The organism is Robertmurraya sp. DFI.2.37, from assembly GCF_029211245.1.
GTDB lineage: Bacteria > Bacillota > Bacilli > Bacillales > Cytobacillaceae > Robertmurraya > Robertmurraya methanolica_A.
Genome location: NZ_JARGEJ010000011.1, coordinates 1 through 13851 on the forward strand (window position 1 = coordinate 1; position 13851 = coordinate 13851).

General features: G+C 38.2%; 15 protein-coding genes and 1 pseudogene. 9 read left to right on the plus strand and 7 right to left on the minus strand.

The annotated features are described in order from the left end of the window. Nucleotides 1-146: 146 nt before the first annotated feature. The 3 genes from PZE06_RS08105 (at nucleotide 147) to PZE06_RS08110 (ending at nucleotide 1449) form a co-directional block, all read left to right on the plus strand. Entirely contained in the window at nucleotides 147-674 is a 528-nt protein-coding gene (locus PZE06_RS08105; RefSeq protein WP_150914226.1) for a lanthionine synthetase C family protein, read from the plus strand. Then, nucleotides 667-786 (plus strand): class III lanthipeptide, encoded by a 120-nt coding sequence (locus PZE06_RS30080; RefSeq protein ID WP_151025744.1) that lies wholly within the window; start codon nucleotides 667-669, stop codon nucleotides 784-786. The genes PZE06_RS08105 and PZE06_RS30080 overlap by 8 nt, the downstream gene beginning before the upstream one ends. Nucleotides 787-1014: 228 nt before the next feature. Continuing rightward, complete coding sequence (locus PZE06_RS08110) at nucleotides 1015-1449, plus strand: DUF5391 family protein (protein WP_150914228.1); 435 nt, start codon at nucleotides 1015-1017, stop codon at nucleotides 1447-1449. Between the two features lie 124 nt (nucleotides 1450-1573). Here the strand turns inward: PZE06_RS08110 and PZE06_RS08115 are convergent, their stop codons facing one another. Next, complete coding sequence (locus PZE06_RS08115) at nucleotides 1574-2029, minus strand: hypothetical protein (RefSeq protein ID WP_150914230.1); 456 nt, start codon at nucleotides 2027-2029, stop codon at nucleotides 1574-1576. A 331-nt stretch (nucleotides 2030-2360) separates the two neighbouring features. Here PZE06_RS08115 and PZE06_RS08120 point away from each other — a divergent pair, with 331 nt between their 5' ends. Further along, complete coding sequence (locus PZE06_RS08120; protein WP_225310594.1) at nucleotides 2361-2501, plus strand: helix-turn-helix domain-containing protein; 141 nt, start codon at nucleotides 2361-2363, stop codon at nucleotides 2499-2501. A gap of 306 nt (nucleotides 2502-2807) precedes the next feature. On the opposite strand, the gene PZE06_RS08125 is transcribed toward PZE06_RS08120, so the two are convergent. The 6 genes and pseudogenes from PZE06_RS08125 to PZE06_RS08150 all read right to left on the minus strand — a co-directional run bounded on the left by PZE06_RS08125 (nucleotide 2808) and on the right by PZE06_RS08150 (nucleotide 10033). After that, nucleotides 2808-3248, minus strand: coding sequence for an SMI1/KNR4 family protein (locus tag PZE06_RS08125; protein ID WP_150914232.1), 441 nt, complete (start codon nucleotides 3246-3248; stop codon nucleotides 2808-2810). Then, nucleotides 3248-3699 (minus strand): annotated as a pseudogene (locus tag PZE06_RS08130) (LXG family T7SS effector ribonuclease toxin YxiD); the annotation flags it as partial. The gene PZE06_RS08125 and the pseudogene PZE06_RS08130, both read right to left, overlap by 1 nt. Nucleotides 3700-4025: 326 nt before the next feature. After that, a complete protein-coding gene (locus PZE06_RS08135) occupies nucleotides 4026-4475 on the minus strand; it encodes an SMI1/KNR4 family protein (protein WP_150914234.1) in 450 nt (149 codons plus the stop codon). Between the two features lie 14 nt (nucleotides 4476-4489). Next, entirely contained in the window at nucleotides 4490-6184 is a 1695-nt protein-coding gene (locus tag PZE06_RS08140) for a T7SS effector LXG polymorphic toxin (RefSeq protein ID WP_150914236.1), read from the minus strand. 334 nt (nucleotides 6185-6518) lie between these two features. Continuing rightward, nucleotides 6519-8408, minus strand: a complete 1890-nt coding sequence (locus tag PZE06_RS08145; RefSeq protein WP_225310595.1) for a S8 family peptidase — start codon at nucleotides 8406-8408, stop codon at nucleotides 6519-6521. A gap of 230 nt (nucleotides 8409-8638) precedes the next feature. Beyond that, nucleotides 8639-10033, minus strand: a complete 1395-nt coding sequence (locus tag PZE06_RS08150; RefSeq protein ID WP_150914240.1) for an N-acetylmuramoyl-L-alanine amidase — start codon at nucleotides 10031-10033, stop codon at nucleotides 8639-8641. A gap of 153 nt (nucleotides 10034-10186) precedes the next feature. On the opposite strand from PZE06_RS08150, the gene PZE06_RS08155 reads away from it, so the two are divergent. The 5 genes from PZE06_RS08155 (at nucleotide 10187) to PZE06_RS08175 (ending at nucleotide 13774) form a co-directional block, all read left to right on the plus strand. Continuing rightward, nucleotides 10187-10843 carry a hypothetical protein gene (locus PZE06_RS08155; protein ID WP_150914242.1) on the plus strand — a complete coding sequence of 219 codons (657 nt, stop codon included), beginning with the start codon at nucleotides 10187-10189 and terminating at the stop codon, nucleotides 10841-10843. Nucleotides 10844-11073: 230 nt separating this feature from the next. After that, the gene (locus PZE06_RS08160; protein WP_150914244.1) at nucleotides 11074-11562 is read left to right on the plus strand and encodes a sigma-70 family RNA polymerase sigma factor; all 489 of its coding nucleotides are present in this window, start codon (nucleotides 11074-11076) and stop codon (nucleotides 11560-11562) included. Nucleotides 11563-11790: 228 nt separating this feature from the next. Beyond that, complete coding sequence (locus tag PZE06_RS08165; protein WP_150914246.1) at nucleotides 11791-12027, plus strand: hypothetical protein; 237 nt, start codon at nucleotides 11791-11793, stop codon at nucleotides 12025-12027. Nucleotides 12028-12042: 15 nt separating this feature from the next. Next, entirely contained in the window at nucleotides 12043-12225 is a 183-nt protein-coding gene (locus PZE06_RS08170; RefSeq protein WP_150914248.1) for a hypothetical protein, read from the plus strand. A gap of 25 nt (nucleotides 12226-12250) precedes the next feature. Next, entirely contained in the window at nucleotides 12251-13774 is a 1524-nt protein-coding gene (locus PZE06_RS08175) for an ATP-binding protein (RefSeq protein WP_191963142.1), read from the plus strand. Nucleotides 13775-13851: the final 77 nt, after the last annotated feature.

Genomic DNA, 13851 nt, shown 5'->3' on the forward strand with positions numbered 1-13851 from the left:
AGGCTTCCCAATGTTGATGATGATCAAAAAAGATCTCTTTTAGAATATTTCTGTCCATAAATAAAAAATACCACAGCCCTAATGACTGCGGTAGACCTTAAATTTTTATACTTTCTTATCTTTTAAAGAAAGATACTGACCAATGTATGCTTGAAGAATCTGGCTTGTATCAAGTAAAAGATGAAAATTCTAGATTTGTTCCATATTTATCTGGGGGCAGCGCTGGAGTTGGACTAGCTTTAATTGAATTACGGAATTTACTTAAGGATGAAAAATGGCAGGAAGAGCTTCTAGGAATCGGAAACACTGCGGTATCTCGTTGTTTCTATAGTCCTGGTTTATTCCGTGGCTTGGCCGGTCTAATCATTTGTGCAAATGCTCTCGATAAAGAATTTGGATTCATACATGATAGCTCTTATATAAATAAGGCTCTAACAACTATCAATTTATACGTGCTTGAAAAAAACAATCAATATTTTATTCCAGGAGACTTTACTTATCGACTTTCTGGTGATATTTTCTCCGGTTCCTCTGGAATGCTTCTTGCCCTTAGTGAAATAGGTGATTTGGGTTTTTCATGGCTGCCTATTCCAGAGGTCGCAAAAGTATTTCCTTCTTATAACAAAAATGTTAGCAAAGGAACTAACTTGAAAGGAGGTGAAATATATGTATAAGGTTTTATCGCTTCAATCCATGAAAGCTAAAAAAGAAATTGAATTACGTGCAGGTTCTTCTCTAAGTATCAACTGTAAAAAATATAGCACCATTAGTGCATTCATTTGTTAGGCAGCCCTATTGTGAAGAACCTATGTGAAGTATTTACATAGGTTCTTCACTTTATACCTATTGTTTTTTTCACAAAGAATATGGGACGATGAACTTTAAATCCCCATTTCCTCTTTACTTTTCTTATCGTTTATAAGGCAACAGGCTAAAATGACCGCTCCTATAATAACGGCACTTTAGCCAAAGTCCTTTTGACATAATGCTCATTCTTAAAAAGCGAGGATAAACATGAATAAAAGTGAACCGCAAAAGTGTGTGTTTATTGTGACTATCATTTCCTGTTTCCTATTCTGTAGTATGATCATAGTCATATCTCTTTCTCCACTAGCTAATTTAGGGAAAAACTCTAACCAATTCAACTCGATTGGAATGTGGTTAGCCGTTGGACTCGTTCTTGTTTTATACGTAATCCCTTTAATGATTTATTTTTTAGGGAATGAATTTATTAAATACATAATGGCTGTATTATGTCTTATTGGTTTATTGATTAGTATAGGGATTACTCTTTTTATCGTTGCTATTGACCATTTTGGAAAGGACATTTCAACGGAGCCCACCTTGTTAGGAAGTATGATTTGCTGTGGACTACTCTTTCTAACCAATATCATCTGGTTAATCGTAGCATTTGTTCCTATTTCAAAAAATATCGTTCTAAAAAATTAGCCTTACATTAGGGAGAAAGATTGACGATGCCAATCTATATGAAAGTGATACCCCTGGATTGAACTTCAGGGGTTCTTACTCACATTAATCATTGAATGACCTTCTTTGCTGTACCTTATCAGGACTAGTTTAAATTCAAATAGGCTGCAACTTCATCGGGCACTTGAAAATATAAATCAATAAAAGACACTTGAAGAGAAACATATGGAATATCTTTGTATGTGATAAGCCGAGCAACCTCCTGTAATGGCGAAGGATTGTCTTTTTTTTCACCCAATTTGATTGTCTTTGATTGCATGAAAACATATTCATATTGTTTTTTTGCACCTTTTGGTAAAGCCGTTACACTCTCCCACTTTTCTAAATTTTGTTGCGTTATGAACGTTTCGATTTCATCTTTTTCCGTATAAGTCTTTAATACCTTACCGTTATCCTCTTTTTCTATTTTTTGTGCCTTTGCAATCGTTTGAATATTTGCTTCTAAATCGTCCGCTACTTCTGACTCATCATCACCGCTCATATTACATCCACTTAATAATAACGCAGCTATCACCATCATATACCCCAGCGCTTTTTTCACCAGTTAGACACCACCTATTGTCTTAAATCTTTTTCGAACAAAGTAAACGTGTAACCTCTTTTTATTAATCTCTTCATTACCTCCTTCTTGAGAAAACAACAGATACATCCATTATATCCCAAAACCTAATTTTTCCATAATGACCTAATGATGTAATTTATTTTAAGTCTTAAGTCTGATCTTCATAATTTGTCCTCCATAATCAGCTTATTGGTCAACTTTACTTGCAAGCCTACTCCCCATGCATTTTCATTCCGCCTTGCGCTGCAAATTCCAAATCTGCATTTGAATCCGCTCCTTTTTCCTTACTTGTCTCCCATTTGCCCGTGGAGTGGAGTTCAATACAATCAGCCATCTTTGTTCAGTCAATGTGGACAGAGTTCACCTCTCAACATTAGATACAGTATGCAAAGTGTTAGACATCAACATTCAGGAGTTAATCAAGGTGGAATATCCTCTCTCAATAAAGTAATCGGTTTTTTGTACGTCAAAGTTGCGAAAAATTTAAAAGATAAGAGAGAAAGCGAAGATAAGTTGTAGGAAAATAAAAATGATGGTAATTGTGATTATTTATTTAACAAAATAAATAGTAAATAGGGCATACGTTTTTAATGTGTGTACGTACTATATAAATTGTAGAAACATAATCTAGGGCTTACAGGAGTCACTCATATTCTCCGTATACAAAATGAACTATTCGTCACTGGGTAGCCCCACCAACATAAAAGAAACCTTGAAAAGCATTTAGCTAATCAAGGTATGCGTATTATTATGTTTTTTAATCAACTAGTAACTCCAAGTAGTATTTGTCATTTTTTTCTATTTTTCTTAAAAATTCTTCAAGAGAATCCGCAATTTGAATATCATAATAGTAAACCGGACTGCTATTCTTTTCATTCAATTCAATTGACATTAAAGCTGATTCACTACCTTCAAAAAATATTAGTTTGTTATTTTCAAATTCATCATAGATTTCTATGTCAGGATAAAACTCAAAATCATTATCTCTTAATCGAAAATCTCTTACGGAATAAGGATCCATAATACGATTTATATTAAACTCTGAACCTTTAATAAACCCGTAGCCAACCTCTATATAAAAGTTAACTAACTCCTTAGGAAATTTTAAATTGAGTTCCTTTTCAACCTCTTTTATTTCATTTTCAGTTACTGGATAAAAACTATTTTCTTGATTTGCCTTCATAGATTCGTATCCCATTATTTTTTACCTCCTTTAAATAGTGTGTTTGCTGGTGAACCTGTTCCATAAATACCAGCTTGATGCTCATTTGGGAATTTTGCAGGATGCACATTCCACCATTCATGTTCTCCTCCAAATGTATTCTCAATTATATGATGAGCATCATACTTATCTCCTTTTTTCCTAATTATTTTATCTGTTTTTTTTGAAACAACATTTTCATTGTACTCAGGCCACTTTTGTCCAGTATTTTCTTCCCACTCTTTGATTACTTTATTTTATTTTTTACTTTATCAAATTCTGCTCTATGCTTAGCTGTTTCTATTGGAGACATTTTTTTATATTCTTTATTTCTTAAAGCTTCCTTCAACTTCTCTATTTGTTTTTTAGGTAACTCTCTGCCTGTTCGTCCTTCTATATCTCTAATATATTTTTTTATTGTATCTGAATCTATCTTATTACCCGCACCCTTCCCAACCCCATCCTTCACCTTCTGCGCAAAGTTCATGACGGAGTTTTTGGCACTGTTGACGGCATCGCCGATGGTGGCTTGTGGCATTTTGGCGCCGCCGGCCATCACGAATTGCGGGGTTGGAAGCGGCGTGTCGGCGATTTTCTTCATCAGTCCTGCAGCGGTGTTGCGAAGGCTGTGAACTATGAAATTCAGTAAAGCATTGTTCAATGTCGTCCAAAATTAAAACTCTTAACAAAAAAACAAAAACACCTGTTGCCTAATAAGGCAATCAAGTGCTTTATAATTCGCTGTATAATGTTCTTCATGGTTAATAGTTCTTTTTATTCTTCAGTATCTTCGTATAAATTATCTAAAAATTCATCAATACCGTTTGCTAAAAAATACATGTTACTCATATCATTAGGGTCTTCCGGTTCTTGTTCATGATCCCAAAAATAAATCTTGTCGTAATAAGGGTCCTTTGTCCCTAAACATATAACATTTCCCGAAGGATCATCTCCTATTGGAATAAATCCTACTGGTAACCTCTCATCCATTATCTCGATAAAATCTGTCAAATTATCATACATATCGCCAATTCCATAAAAAACATTCAAAACACTTGGTCCTTGCTCAGTTGATATCATAAATGTATTAGGTATCACTTTTCCCCCATTCCATTTTAGTAAAAAGTTAATATATTGTTCAGTTAGTTTAATATTATTTTCATTTTCAAATGTTTCTATTTGTTCTAATGAAAGATTATCATGTGAATCATAAATTTTCACCATATATATCCTCCTAACTAATTTCCATTAACAATACTTACTCCACCTGCATGAGTAAATTCTCTATGAACTTTTTTATCAACAAGGATCATTGTTTTTCCATCTTGATGATGATGCCAAGTATAACCTTCAGGAGCTTCATTTAATGAAGCAACTGGTGGGTCAGAGTCTTTGTTCAATCCCGCCTTTTTATTTGCGCTTTTATAATCCATTGGACGATTCGTTGGACTTGCAATTTCAATTTCTACCGGCTTAACAGTTGGGTGTGCATATTCAGTGAAGTCTGGATATCCATCAGGATACCTTACAGTCTGCCCCTTCTTATTTGTATATACCCAAGTACCATCTTCAACGATTTTCACTGTACCACCTTTCTTTGTCCATTTATCCGGTGCAGGAGAATATGATGGTTTAGTGGCAAGTTGCTCCTTTGTAAATTGGACTTTTAGATTACTTTTACCCGCACCCTTCCCAACCCCATCCTTCACCTTTTGCGCAAACTTCATGACGGAGTTCTTGGCACTATTGACAGCATCGCCGATGGTGGCTTGTGGCATTTTGGTGCCGCCGGCCATCGCGAATTGCGGGGTTGGGAGCGGCGTGTCGGCAATTTTCTTCATCAGTCCTGCGGCGGTGTTGCGAAGGCTGTTAAAGCCTTGTTTCACTTTGGCCAGAACGGCTTTACCCGTTTCCATCACTTTATCTGGGTTGAGGACATGCTTGATCTTATCGAGCTGCTTGCCGCCCCATTTGAATACTTTGACTCCGCCTTTGGCGATCGGACCGCCAAAGATGGCAGCTAAGAGGACGCCTCGCTCGAGATTACCAATGTCTCTGCCCGTAATAAAGTCTTTGCCTGTTAGCGCCTCGATTCCCGATTTAATGTTGGAAATGCCGGGAATGAAATCTAATCCACCCGATAGCCAGCCTCTCCAATTTGATTCCGTGTCCTGTACAGAGTCGTTAGCCGTTGCGGCTGGATTAGTCGTTAGTCCTTGTTCTTCCAAGTTAGTTTGAACGGAAGAAAGGCTGTAGGACAGGAATCGCTCGAGATTCGGGATGGGCAATATGCTTAGTTTTAGCGCCAGTTGACTTGGACGGTATTGCGATAAAACGAGTTCTCTTCTTTCGAAGAGGGTGCTGATTTCTTGGATCGTGCGATGTAATGTATGTAAGTCTTGGCTGGTTGCTTCCAAGCTGTACGAGCCGTGACGGTCGAATTCGTGAAGTCGTTCGATCGTTTCTTGTTCATGCTGTTCCGCCGTTTTCACCTGCTGGACAAAGGCGCTGTCGTTCAGTCTTGGCAAGGCGACGATATCGCTGACCGAATCCATAATGCTGTTGCCTTCTGCCGTTAGCTCTCTTGTGATCGTTTCGGCTTGCTTTAAGCCTTGTTCGACATCGTGCTCGAGAAAACTTTGGCGGATGAAGCCCTGCGGTGACGGTTCAAAGCCTCGCAAGGTGGAGATGAGTTGCTTCAGGGCGGTTTCATATTGCGCTAACGTGTCTTGCCAAAACCGCAAGAGTGGCAGGTGGGCTTCCTCGTAAAAGGAGCGAATCGAATGGCCCCCATCCCCTTTGAAGCTGTCTTCCAAAGCGATTAAAGCTTTGATGTTTTTTTCAATCGCCTCCAATTGCACGTTGAGCTGACTTAGCCCCTTGAGCGTCTCTTCGACGCCCGCGTGCAATTCTGCGGCATCTAATACCTTCATTATATTTCACCTCACAGCTTTTTCCCATTGAAAAGGCACCTAGCGAAGGAGAGAAGTCTATTAATCTTCTTCATACATTTCGACCTATTAGTCATCAATGACTAAACGTCTCCACTTCATTAGAAGTCCTTACATACACATGATAAATAACCAAAATATGTTAACAAGTGAAAAATATACCATTTAATACTAGTTCTTGAGATGCATTTAAGAAAAAAGAAAAGCGTCCCAGTTTAAAACAAAAAAATAAGAGGTGCCTAACACATAATTAGGACCTCTTATTCTCTAGGTTTCGTCTTTATTTTTAGTTAAGGCTGCAAATGTATCGTTCAATTCATCGAAAAAAATCGTTTTCCGCTCTTGCTAGAAAAACAGAAAAAGTAGCGCGAGTCATATACTCATACGGTCTAAAGGTGCCATCCGGATAGCCTAATGTTATCCCTGAACCGGCAATATTAGCTATTTCTTGTGCACCAGTCACATTCCCATTTACATCAGAAAAGCTTGTATTATGAGAGTTCGCGAGACCAAATCCTTTCGAAAGGAGAATCGCCATTTCCGCTCTTGTTACAGGCTGGTCTGGTCTAAAGGTGCCATCTGGGAAACCAGAGAGATACCCTTGCTCTGCCGCTGACTCAATATATCCTGATGCAAAATTATTTTTCCCTACGTCTGAAAATCTTGTTTTTCGCTGCGTCTTATTAAGTTCTAGTGCTCTGCCCATCATGGCCACTGCCTGCGCTCTTGTAACCTGTTGAGTTGGACCCATGAGCTGATCCCCAAGCCCCAATAGAATCGATTGAGAATTTAAGTAGATCATATGTCTGCTATACCAAAGAGAATTTGTTAAATCTTTAAAGTGTGGGGCCGTCAATGTAACCTCTGCCTTATACTTTTTACTCGTTTGTTCCATTCCATCTTCAACAGGGTAAACTGTATATTCTACATCCCCTTGTACCCCATAATCATAAACAGTAGGATTAGAAGAGTTTGAGACAATTAACTGATCAAAGCGATATAAATTGTAAGACGGATACTTGCTCAAAAAATCTTTAAGGTCTAGCTTAACGGAACCATCAGAGCCTATTACTGGTTCTGGCAAAAGATGTGCGGAATCAACTTGCGCCAGCCCGTATCCATAGAATCGATCTCGTCCTGGAGTCCCCAGATCAAGTGCATTTTCCCGTAACAATTCCCTTATTTCCACATTAGATAGATGGGGGTATTTCTCCATATACAATGCGGCAAGTCCGGAAACATATGGTGCTGCCATTGAGGTACCTGACATATACATATATCCACCTGGAACTGTGCTATAAACAGCATCCCCAGGCGCAGCAAGTTCAACGCTGTCTCCGGTTCCAGAAGTCGGCAAGCGCACATTGTTCTTATTTACCGCTGAAACGGCAATAACACTGTCAAATCTTGCTGGATATTGCACCGTGTCGGTGTCACCACTAGCTGTGCCTTCATTTCCTGTAGCTGCAATAACTAGTATTCCATTTTTATAGGCTTGATCGAGCAGCGTCTTCATCGCTGGATTGAGATTTGGTGTGGAAAGACTTAAGTTAATGATGTCGACTTTTTGACTAATTGCCCAATCTATTCCAGCCATAATTGTCGTTAATGTACCTTCCCCCTTCCGATCAAGCGCCTTTACGGCATAAATTTCCACTCCGGGAGCTACTCCTACTGTTCCAATATCATTATCAAGCGCTGCAATAATTCCAGCTACATGTGTACCATGACCGTTATTGTCATGGTATGAATTATAACAATCCGAACTGTCTAAAACACAGACTCCCGCTTTAATCTTTAAGTCCGGGTGTGTCGCTACTCCTGAATCAATAACGGCTACCTTGATTCCTTTTCCTGTTAGATCATTAGGATATTTATTTGTCATATTAAGATTTGTAAAAGCGTATGGTGTTACTTGGGCATTAATCTCCACAACACTTTCCTTCTCAATAATTTCAACAGCTTTGTTATCCTTTAGCGACTCTAACTTTGAATTTTCTAACTCAATGGTTGCCCCGTGAATATTTTCATATTCCCTTATCAGTTTAACCCCTGATTCTTCAATATCGGCAAAATCATGTTCGCCATTAAAAATGACCACATATCTTGATGAATCCTCCAATGGCTCTTGAGCTTCTGCATTCATTTCGATAGGAGCTACGAATAGAGAAAATGACATCATGATGACAAGCCATAAAAAATGCATCTTTTTCACTTTGTATACCCTCCATTTTCTCGATAGACTTTACCGTTTCCCTGTTTTCTTCGTAATAAAGGTTCTTTTCCGTTTCTGCGCCTCGTTCTTGAGCAAAGAAAAATCGTTTTAAACGATGTGATTATAATCAGCTATTCATTTATCATCCCAGCGAGATGAGACCTATTTGGCATCTTGATAGAAAAAATGAGTCCGTTTAATAACTGGACTCATTTTTTATTTTAGAAATTATAATAGGAATTGACGTTATAGCCCTTTTCTTTATAATAATCTAAAATTCCTAAGTAAATCGCTTCTGCTGCTCGCTGCCTCCATGTTGCAGAGGCTAATTTTTCATTATCGGATTTATTCGTGATAAACCCAAGCTCCACAAGCACTGCAGGCATCGTATTTTCACGAAGCACATGGTAGTTTCCATGTTTAACGCCTCTATTATTCAGCTTCCATGCATCTAGCATTCTACTTTGAATCTTTGTTGCCAGCAGCTTACTATCTTCCGATCTAGTATTTTGTGCGGCAGCATAATAATAGGTTTCTGTACCATTGGCAGATTCATTAGTAAATGCATTGGCATGAATACTAACGAAAATATCAGCATTTGCCCTCTTTGCAAAAGCAACTCTATCTTTCAACTCCACGAAAACATCTGTTTCACGAGTTAGCTTAACTTGAAAAGGTGTTTTCGCTAATAATGTCTTAAGCTTAAGCGATGTATCAAGAACAACATCCTTTTCCCTTAGGCCAAAACCAACAGCACCTGAATCACTACCACCATGACCCGGGTCAATGACAATGACTTGTTGAGCAATTGGACTTTGGTCTTGCGGTGGTGCAGGCAGGTTTGAGCCACTTACATAATCCTGATGAACGAAGCCTTCTAATGAACCAGAACGGAAATACAACCACGGTCCAACATTGTAGGCCACTTCGATTTTCGCGCCTTGCTGAAGCGTTCCTGTTCTTGCATAATTCGTAGATGGGCCTGAGCGGACATTTAAGCTTGAAGCTGTTACAGTTGCAGAAAACTTGAAGTCTACTGACGGACTCACTCTTAATTTATAATTGATCGTTCTCGCTAAGAAAACAGCAAAATCCGCTCTCTTAATCTGCTGATCAAATCCAAAAGTACCGTCTTGAAGCCCTTGGGCAATTCCACGTTGCAGAAGGGCATTAGCCGCTCCAGAACGAGTTCCCCCATATTCAAAGCCGAAAGCTTTGCTAATAAGAATTGCCATTTCTCCTCTTGTTACATTGGCATTCGGTCTAAACGTACCATCACTGTAACCTGAGAGGATATTTTGGTTTGCCATTGATTGTATGTACCCAGACGCAAAGTTTTGGCTGCCTACGTCTTTGAATTGCGTATTTCTTTTATTACCATCGACATTGAGCGCGCGACCAACCATAGCAGCGGCTTCTGCTCTGGTGACAATTCCGTCTACATTAAATCTACCAGACAGATCTCCATTTGCGATCTTGCCTTCTGCTAAATAATTGATTTCTTTCGCCGCCCGATATGTGGTTCCCACATCTTTAAAAGTTGCCGCTTGAGATTGAATTTCAGTAAGCGGTAGGAGTAAAAGAAATAGTAGGATCGTGAGAACTATTTTTTTCATTAAATGTATGACTCCCCTTCCTTCCTTTTTTCTACATTTTATCACAAATAATCTAGTATTAACTCCTCATTTTTGATTTTTTGTCGAATTTAACATTCTTGTAACCTTGTGTTTTTCTCTTCGTCTATAAGGGTAAGAAAGGAGGTAGTGACGTTGAAACGGAATTTGGTACGAGGTGCTTCCCTGATTGCGGCAGTTGGGCTAATGTTAAATATAAATAGTGCAGCAGCCGATTCGGAAAGCCCACTTGAAGAAATACGACTCGACGAGAAAGAAACAGGAGACGATCGAAACCATACCGAAACGATTTCAAAAATTCAGGCTTATATAGATGAACACGTTCCTGATACATTCGCAAGTCTCCATATTGATCGGGAAGAGAACCCATCTGGTAAAGTCGTCCTTTCTTTTACAGAAGAGATTTCTCCTGAAGTAAAAGAAGAGATTAAAGCTCTTGCCAATGATCCCGATGAGGTTTCCTTTAGATTGGTCCCTTATACAGAAGACGAATTATTGTTAAAACAGAGCGAAGTTGATAAAGCAATCTTTGGCGATAAGGTTTTTCAAGATGAAAGGTTCTCTGTATCCCATACCTCTACCGATATTATCAATCATAAAGTAGAAATCGGGATCTTACCTTTTAATGAAGAAGCAGCTCAACAAGTGAAGGATTATTTTGGTGACGAAATGATTCAAGTTGTTGCAGGGCATGAAGCACAAACCTTGACTGAAGAAAAAGCTGAAGACGATGAAAATACCGGATTTTGGACAAAATTTCTCTCCTTTTTGTCTAATCTCTTTGGACAGTAACCTCCCCTTACTAGTAGGGGTTTTTCTTTTTTTTGCACAAAACACCATTTTTTAAAACGCAGCCCCTATTTTTTCTCTTATTTGTTAAAAGATTTTTGATCCACTATAGCACCTCTTTCTTCATTTCCACATAAAGGAATTTATCGAATTAGACCTTCACCGATGTACTCGTTATGTTTAGGTTACCTAGGAATACAAAGGATCGTGCACTTTCCTGAAAGGGAAAAACATTGAAGGACTTTGCAGAATTAGAGAAGCAATACGGGGCGATGATTTGGCAAGTGATCCATTCACTGCATATATACAAAAACCAAGAAGAGTTTTATCAAACTGGGCTCATCGCCCTTTGGCAAGCAAGTGAACGTTATGATTTTAAGAAAGGGAGCTTTAGCAGCTTTGCTTACTCCTATATTCGCGGTCGCATTCTTACAGAGCTAACCAAACATCATAAGCATGAAAATCATTACGTCGTACCTGATGAAGATTATTGGAATATGCTCGAGGATCATTCATTATGTACTCCATTAGAAAAGGAAAGCATTCTCGCATATTGCCAAAATTTAACTACCAATCAAAAAAAGTGGGTTCTTTACACCATACTTGCCGATCTATCTATTAAGAAGATTGCAGAAATTGAGAACGTATCCATCTCTGCGGTTAAAGCATGGCGGAAGGGGGCTCGGACAAAACTGCTCGAGGAGGTGCGAAAAGAAAAATAAACTCCATTAAAAGGCAATATGAAGCGCTGCATATTGCCTTTTTCCTCAAGCTGTTTTCCTTTCAATTTTTAACTAGGTCGTTATTCCCCATAACACATTTATCAATTTACTTGCTAGTCGTTATAGACTATACTTTTTATATAATGTGGGTAAAATATAATCATTATAAATAAAATTGTTAGAATTATCATACAACTACTTAATAGTCTTGCATGTTTTTAATAATATATGAGATGGATATGTATACTTCTTCTTCAATCATATGATTACTTAGCTAAACAGCTGAGCCTGATTACGGTCGAATGGTTTGTCACTGTGCAAATGATGCGCACTTTAGATGAAATGATTCGGTCGTTCATCAAAGCAGCCCTTATTCATGATGAAGTTGTTTCCTTTTTTACAGAGGATATTGTATCAAAAAACTACCCCACTCATCATTTAGGTGGGACAAGTATCCCACCATAAGAAAGGAGAAGCTGTATGGCTGATTTTTATTCGATTAGTCAACTATTGAAGCATCCAACTCTAGAAGATAAAGGTGGACATATTTTGTATATGTTCACAGAAGAAGATAAATATATTGGGAATGCCGTCCACTATATTTATGAGGGCATCCAAAAGGAAGCCGTCATTTTTTTCATGGAAAGCGAAAAAAACCATTAGAATTATTCGAAAAAAGCTAGCTGCGATGGGTATCGATGATCAGCGGCTCAATTCGATTATATACGTTAATAGCTACGAGTTTTATTTAGAAGGCACTTCCTTTAACCACAATGGAGCCGCCGCCAAACTAATGAAGCTGATTAAGCCATTTTTAGACAAAGGCCAGCGTATCCGAACTTGGGGGCAGGTTCCTTTCCCATTAGAGGATCCACTGCAACACTTAATCACTTATGAGTGTTCCTGCGACGATTTTATTAACGAAAATAGAGTCATTTCTGTTTGTTCTTATAACGGGATCTCTACTCCAGCCTATGTACAAAATGAACTTTTAAAAACACATACACATTTCATGACCGATGATGAGCAGCAAGTATCCCCATTCTATCTTAAAAAGAATCATCAGTCCCTTTCGCTTGCAGAGGTAGAAAGAATTCAAAAAATTGAAGAACAAATGAAGCTGTTGCAGAAAAAAAATACACACTTGGCTTTCGAAAACCATTCAATAAAAGTAAAAAATGAAGCAATGAAAGAAAACGAAAGAAAGCTCCGCACGATTATTAATGAACTTCCAATCCCTATTATTATTCGAAATCGTACTCATATTCTCTTTTATAACGAAATTGCAGCGGAAAAATTATATATTCATAACCATCATTTTATTAAAGAAACCCCTTTTAAAGATTTTTTTGAAGAGTACCAATGTAAGTTTACGAAACCTTCAAGAAGTGAAATCCAAGAACACCAATTTATACATATAAACGGAAAAAAGAATTTTTATTTAGTAAAATCGATTACGATATTGTTCAAGAGAAAGCCTGCCATCCTTCATGCATTTGTTGACATTACGAAGGAAAAGGAAAATGAAAGTCTCTTAATTCGCTCTGAAAAAATGAATATTGCTGGGGAACTTGCGGCTAGCATTGCTCACGAATTGCGGAATCCATTGACTTCTGTTAAAGGCTTTTTTCGTATGCTAAAAGATTCTGGGGAAGGAAAAGAGCTATACTACACCATTATTGAAGATGAACTTTCTCGAATTGAGCAAATCTCAAGTGAATTATTAACGCTAGCAAAGCCGCATTCTGAAAATCGCAAAAGCCATAATATTGTGCAAATTATTGAAGAGGTCAAGCTACTACTTACATCCGAGGCTAATATGAAAAATATTGAATTGCTGCTCGAATGTACGAATCGAGAACTGTATGTCTGCTGTGAAGACACAAAAATCAAGCAGGTGTTCATCAATTTGATCAAAAACGCCATTGATGCGATGGAAAACGGGGGAAATATCGTTCTTCATGTTATGGAAATAAAAGAGTCCATTCAAATTCAAGTGATGGATCAAGGCTGCGGTATCCCTAAGGAGCTTCTTGATAAGATCGGTGAACCTTTTTATACAACGAAGGAAAAGGGAACAGGAATCGGTCTAATGGTTTGTTACCAAATCATCGAGAACTACGGTGGTATGATTGAAATGGATAGTACAGAGGGAATTGGCACAACATTCACCATTACGCTTCCAACTGCAGCTAAAAGCTTACCAGTGTAAAGAGCGCAAAATTAGCCCAGAGGGAGTGAGCGACATGCCCCTCACTCCCCCACGGCAACCTATCTCTTTGTTTTCAA

What these genes read in the sequence shown, in the direction of transcription:
- PZE06_RS30080 (WP_151025744.1), top strand. Translation starts at nt 667, where the DNA reads ATGTATAAGGTTTTATCGCTTCAATCCATGAAAGCTAAAAAAGAAATT.
- PZE06_RS08105 (WP_150914226.1), top strand. Translation starts at nt 147, where the DNA reads ATGCTTGAAGAATCTGGCTTGTATCAAGTAAAAGATGAAAATTCTAGA.
- PZE06_RS08125 (WP_150914232.1), bottom strand. Translation starts at nt 3,248, where the DNA reads ATGGGATACGAATCTATGAAGGCAAATCAAGAAAATAGTTTTTATCCA.
- PZE06_RS08150 (WP_150914240.1), bottom strand. Translation starts at nt 10,033, where the DNA reads ATGAAAAAAATAGTTCTCACGATCCTACTATTTCTTTTACTCCTACCG.
- PZE06_RS08165 (WP_150914246.1), top strand. Translation starts at nt 11,791, where the DNA reads ATGAGATGGATATGTATACTTCTTCTTCAATCATATGATTACTTAGCT.
- PZE06_RS08145 (WP_225310595.1), bottom strand. Translation starts at nt 8,408, where the DNA reads ATGCATTTTTTATGGCTTGTCATCATGATGTCATTTTCTCTATTCGTA.
- PZE06_RS08170 (WP_150914248.1), top strand. Translation starts at nt 12,043, where the DNA reads ATGGCTGATTTTTATTCGATTAGTCAACTATTGAAGCATCCAACTCTA.
- PZE06_RS08140 (WP_150914236.1), bottom strand. Translation starts at nt 6,184, where the DNA reads ATGAAGGTATTAGATGCCGCAGAATTGCACGCGGGCGTCGAAGAGACG.
- PZE06_RS08110 (WP_150914228.1), top strand. Translation starts at nt 1,015, where the DNA reads ATGAATAAAAGTGAACCGCAAAAGTGTGTGTTTATTGTGACTATCATT.
- PZE06_RS08135 (WP_150914234.1), bottom strand. Translation starts at nt 4,475, where the DNA reads ATGGTGAAAATTTATGATTCACATGATAATCTTTCATTAGAACAAATA.
- PZE06_RS08175 (WP_191963142.1), top strand. Translation starts at nt 12,251, where the DNA reads ATGGGTATCGATGATCAGCGGCTCAATTCGATTATATACGTTAATAGC.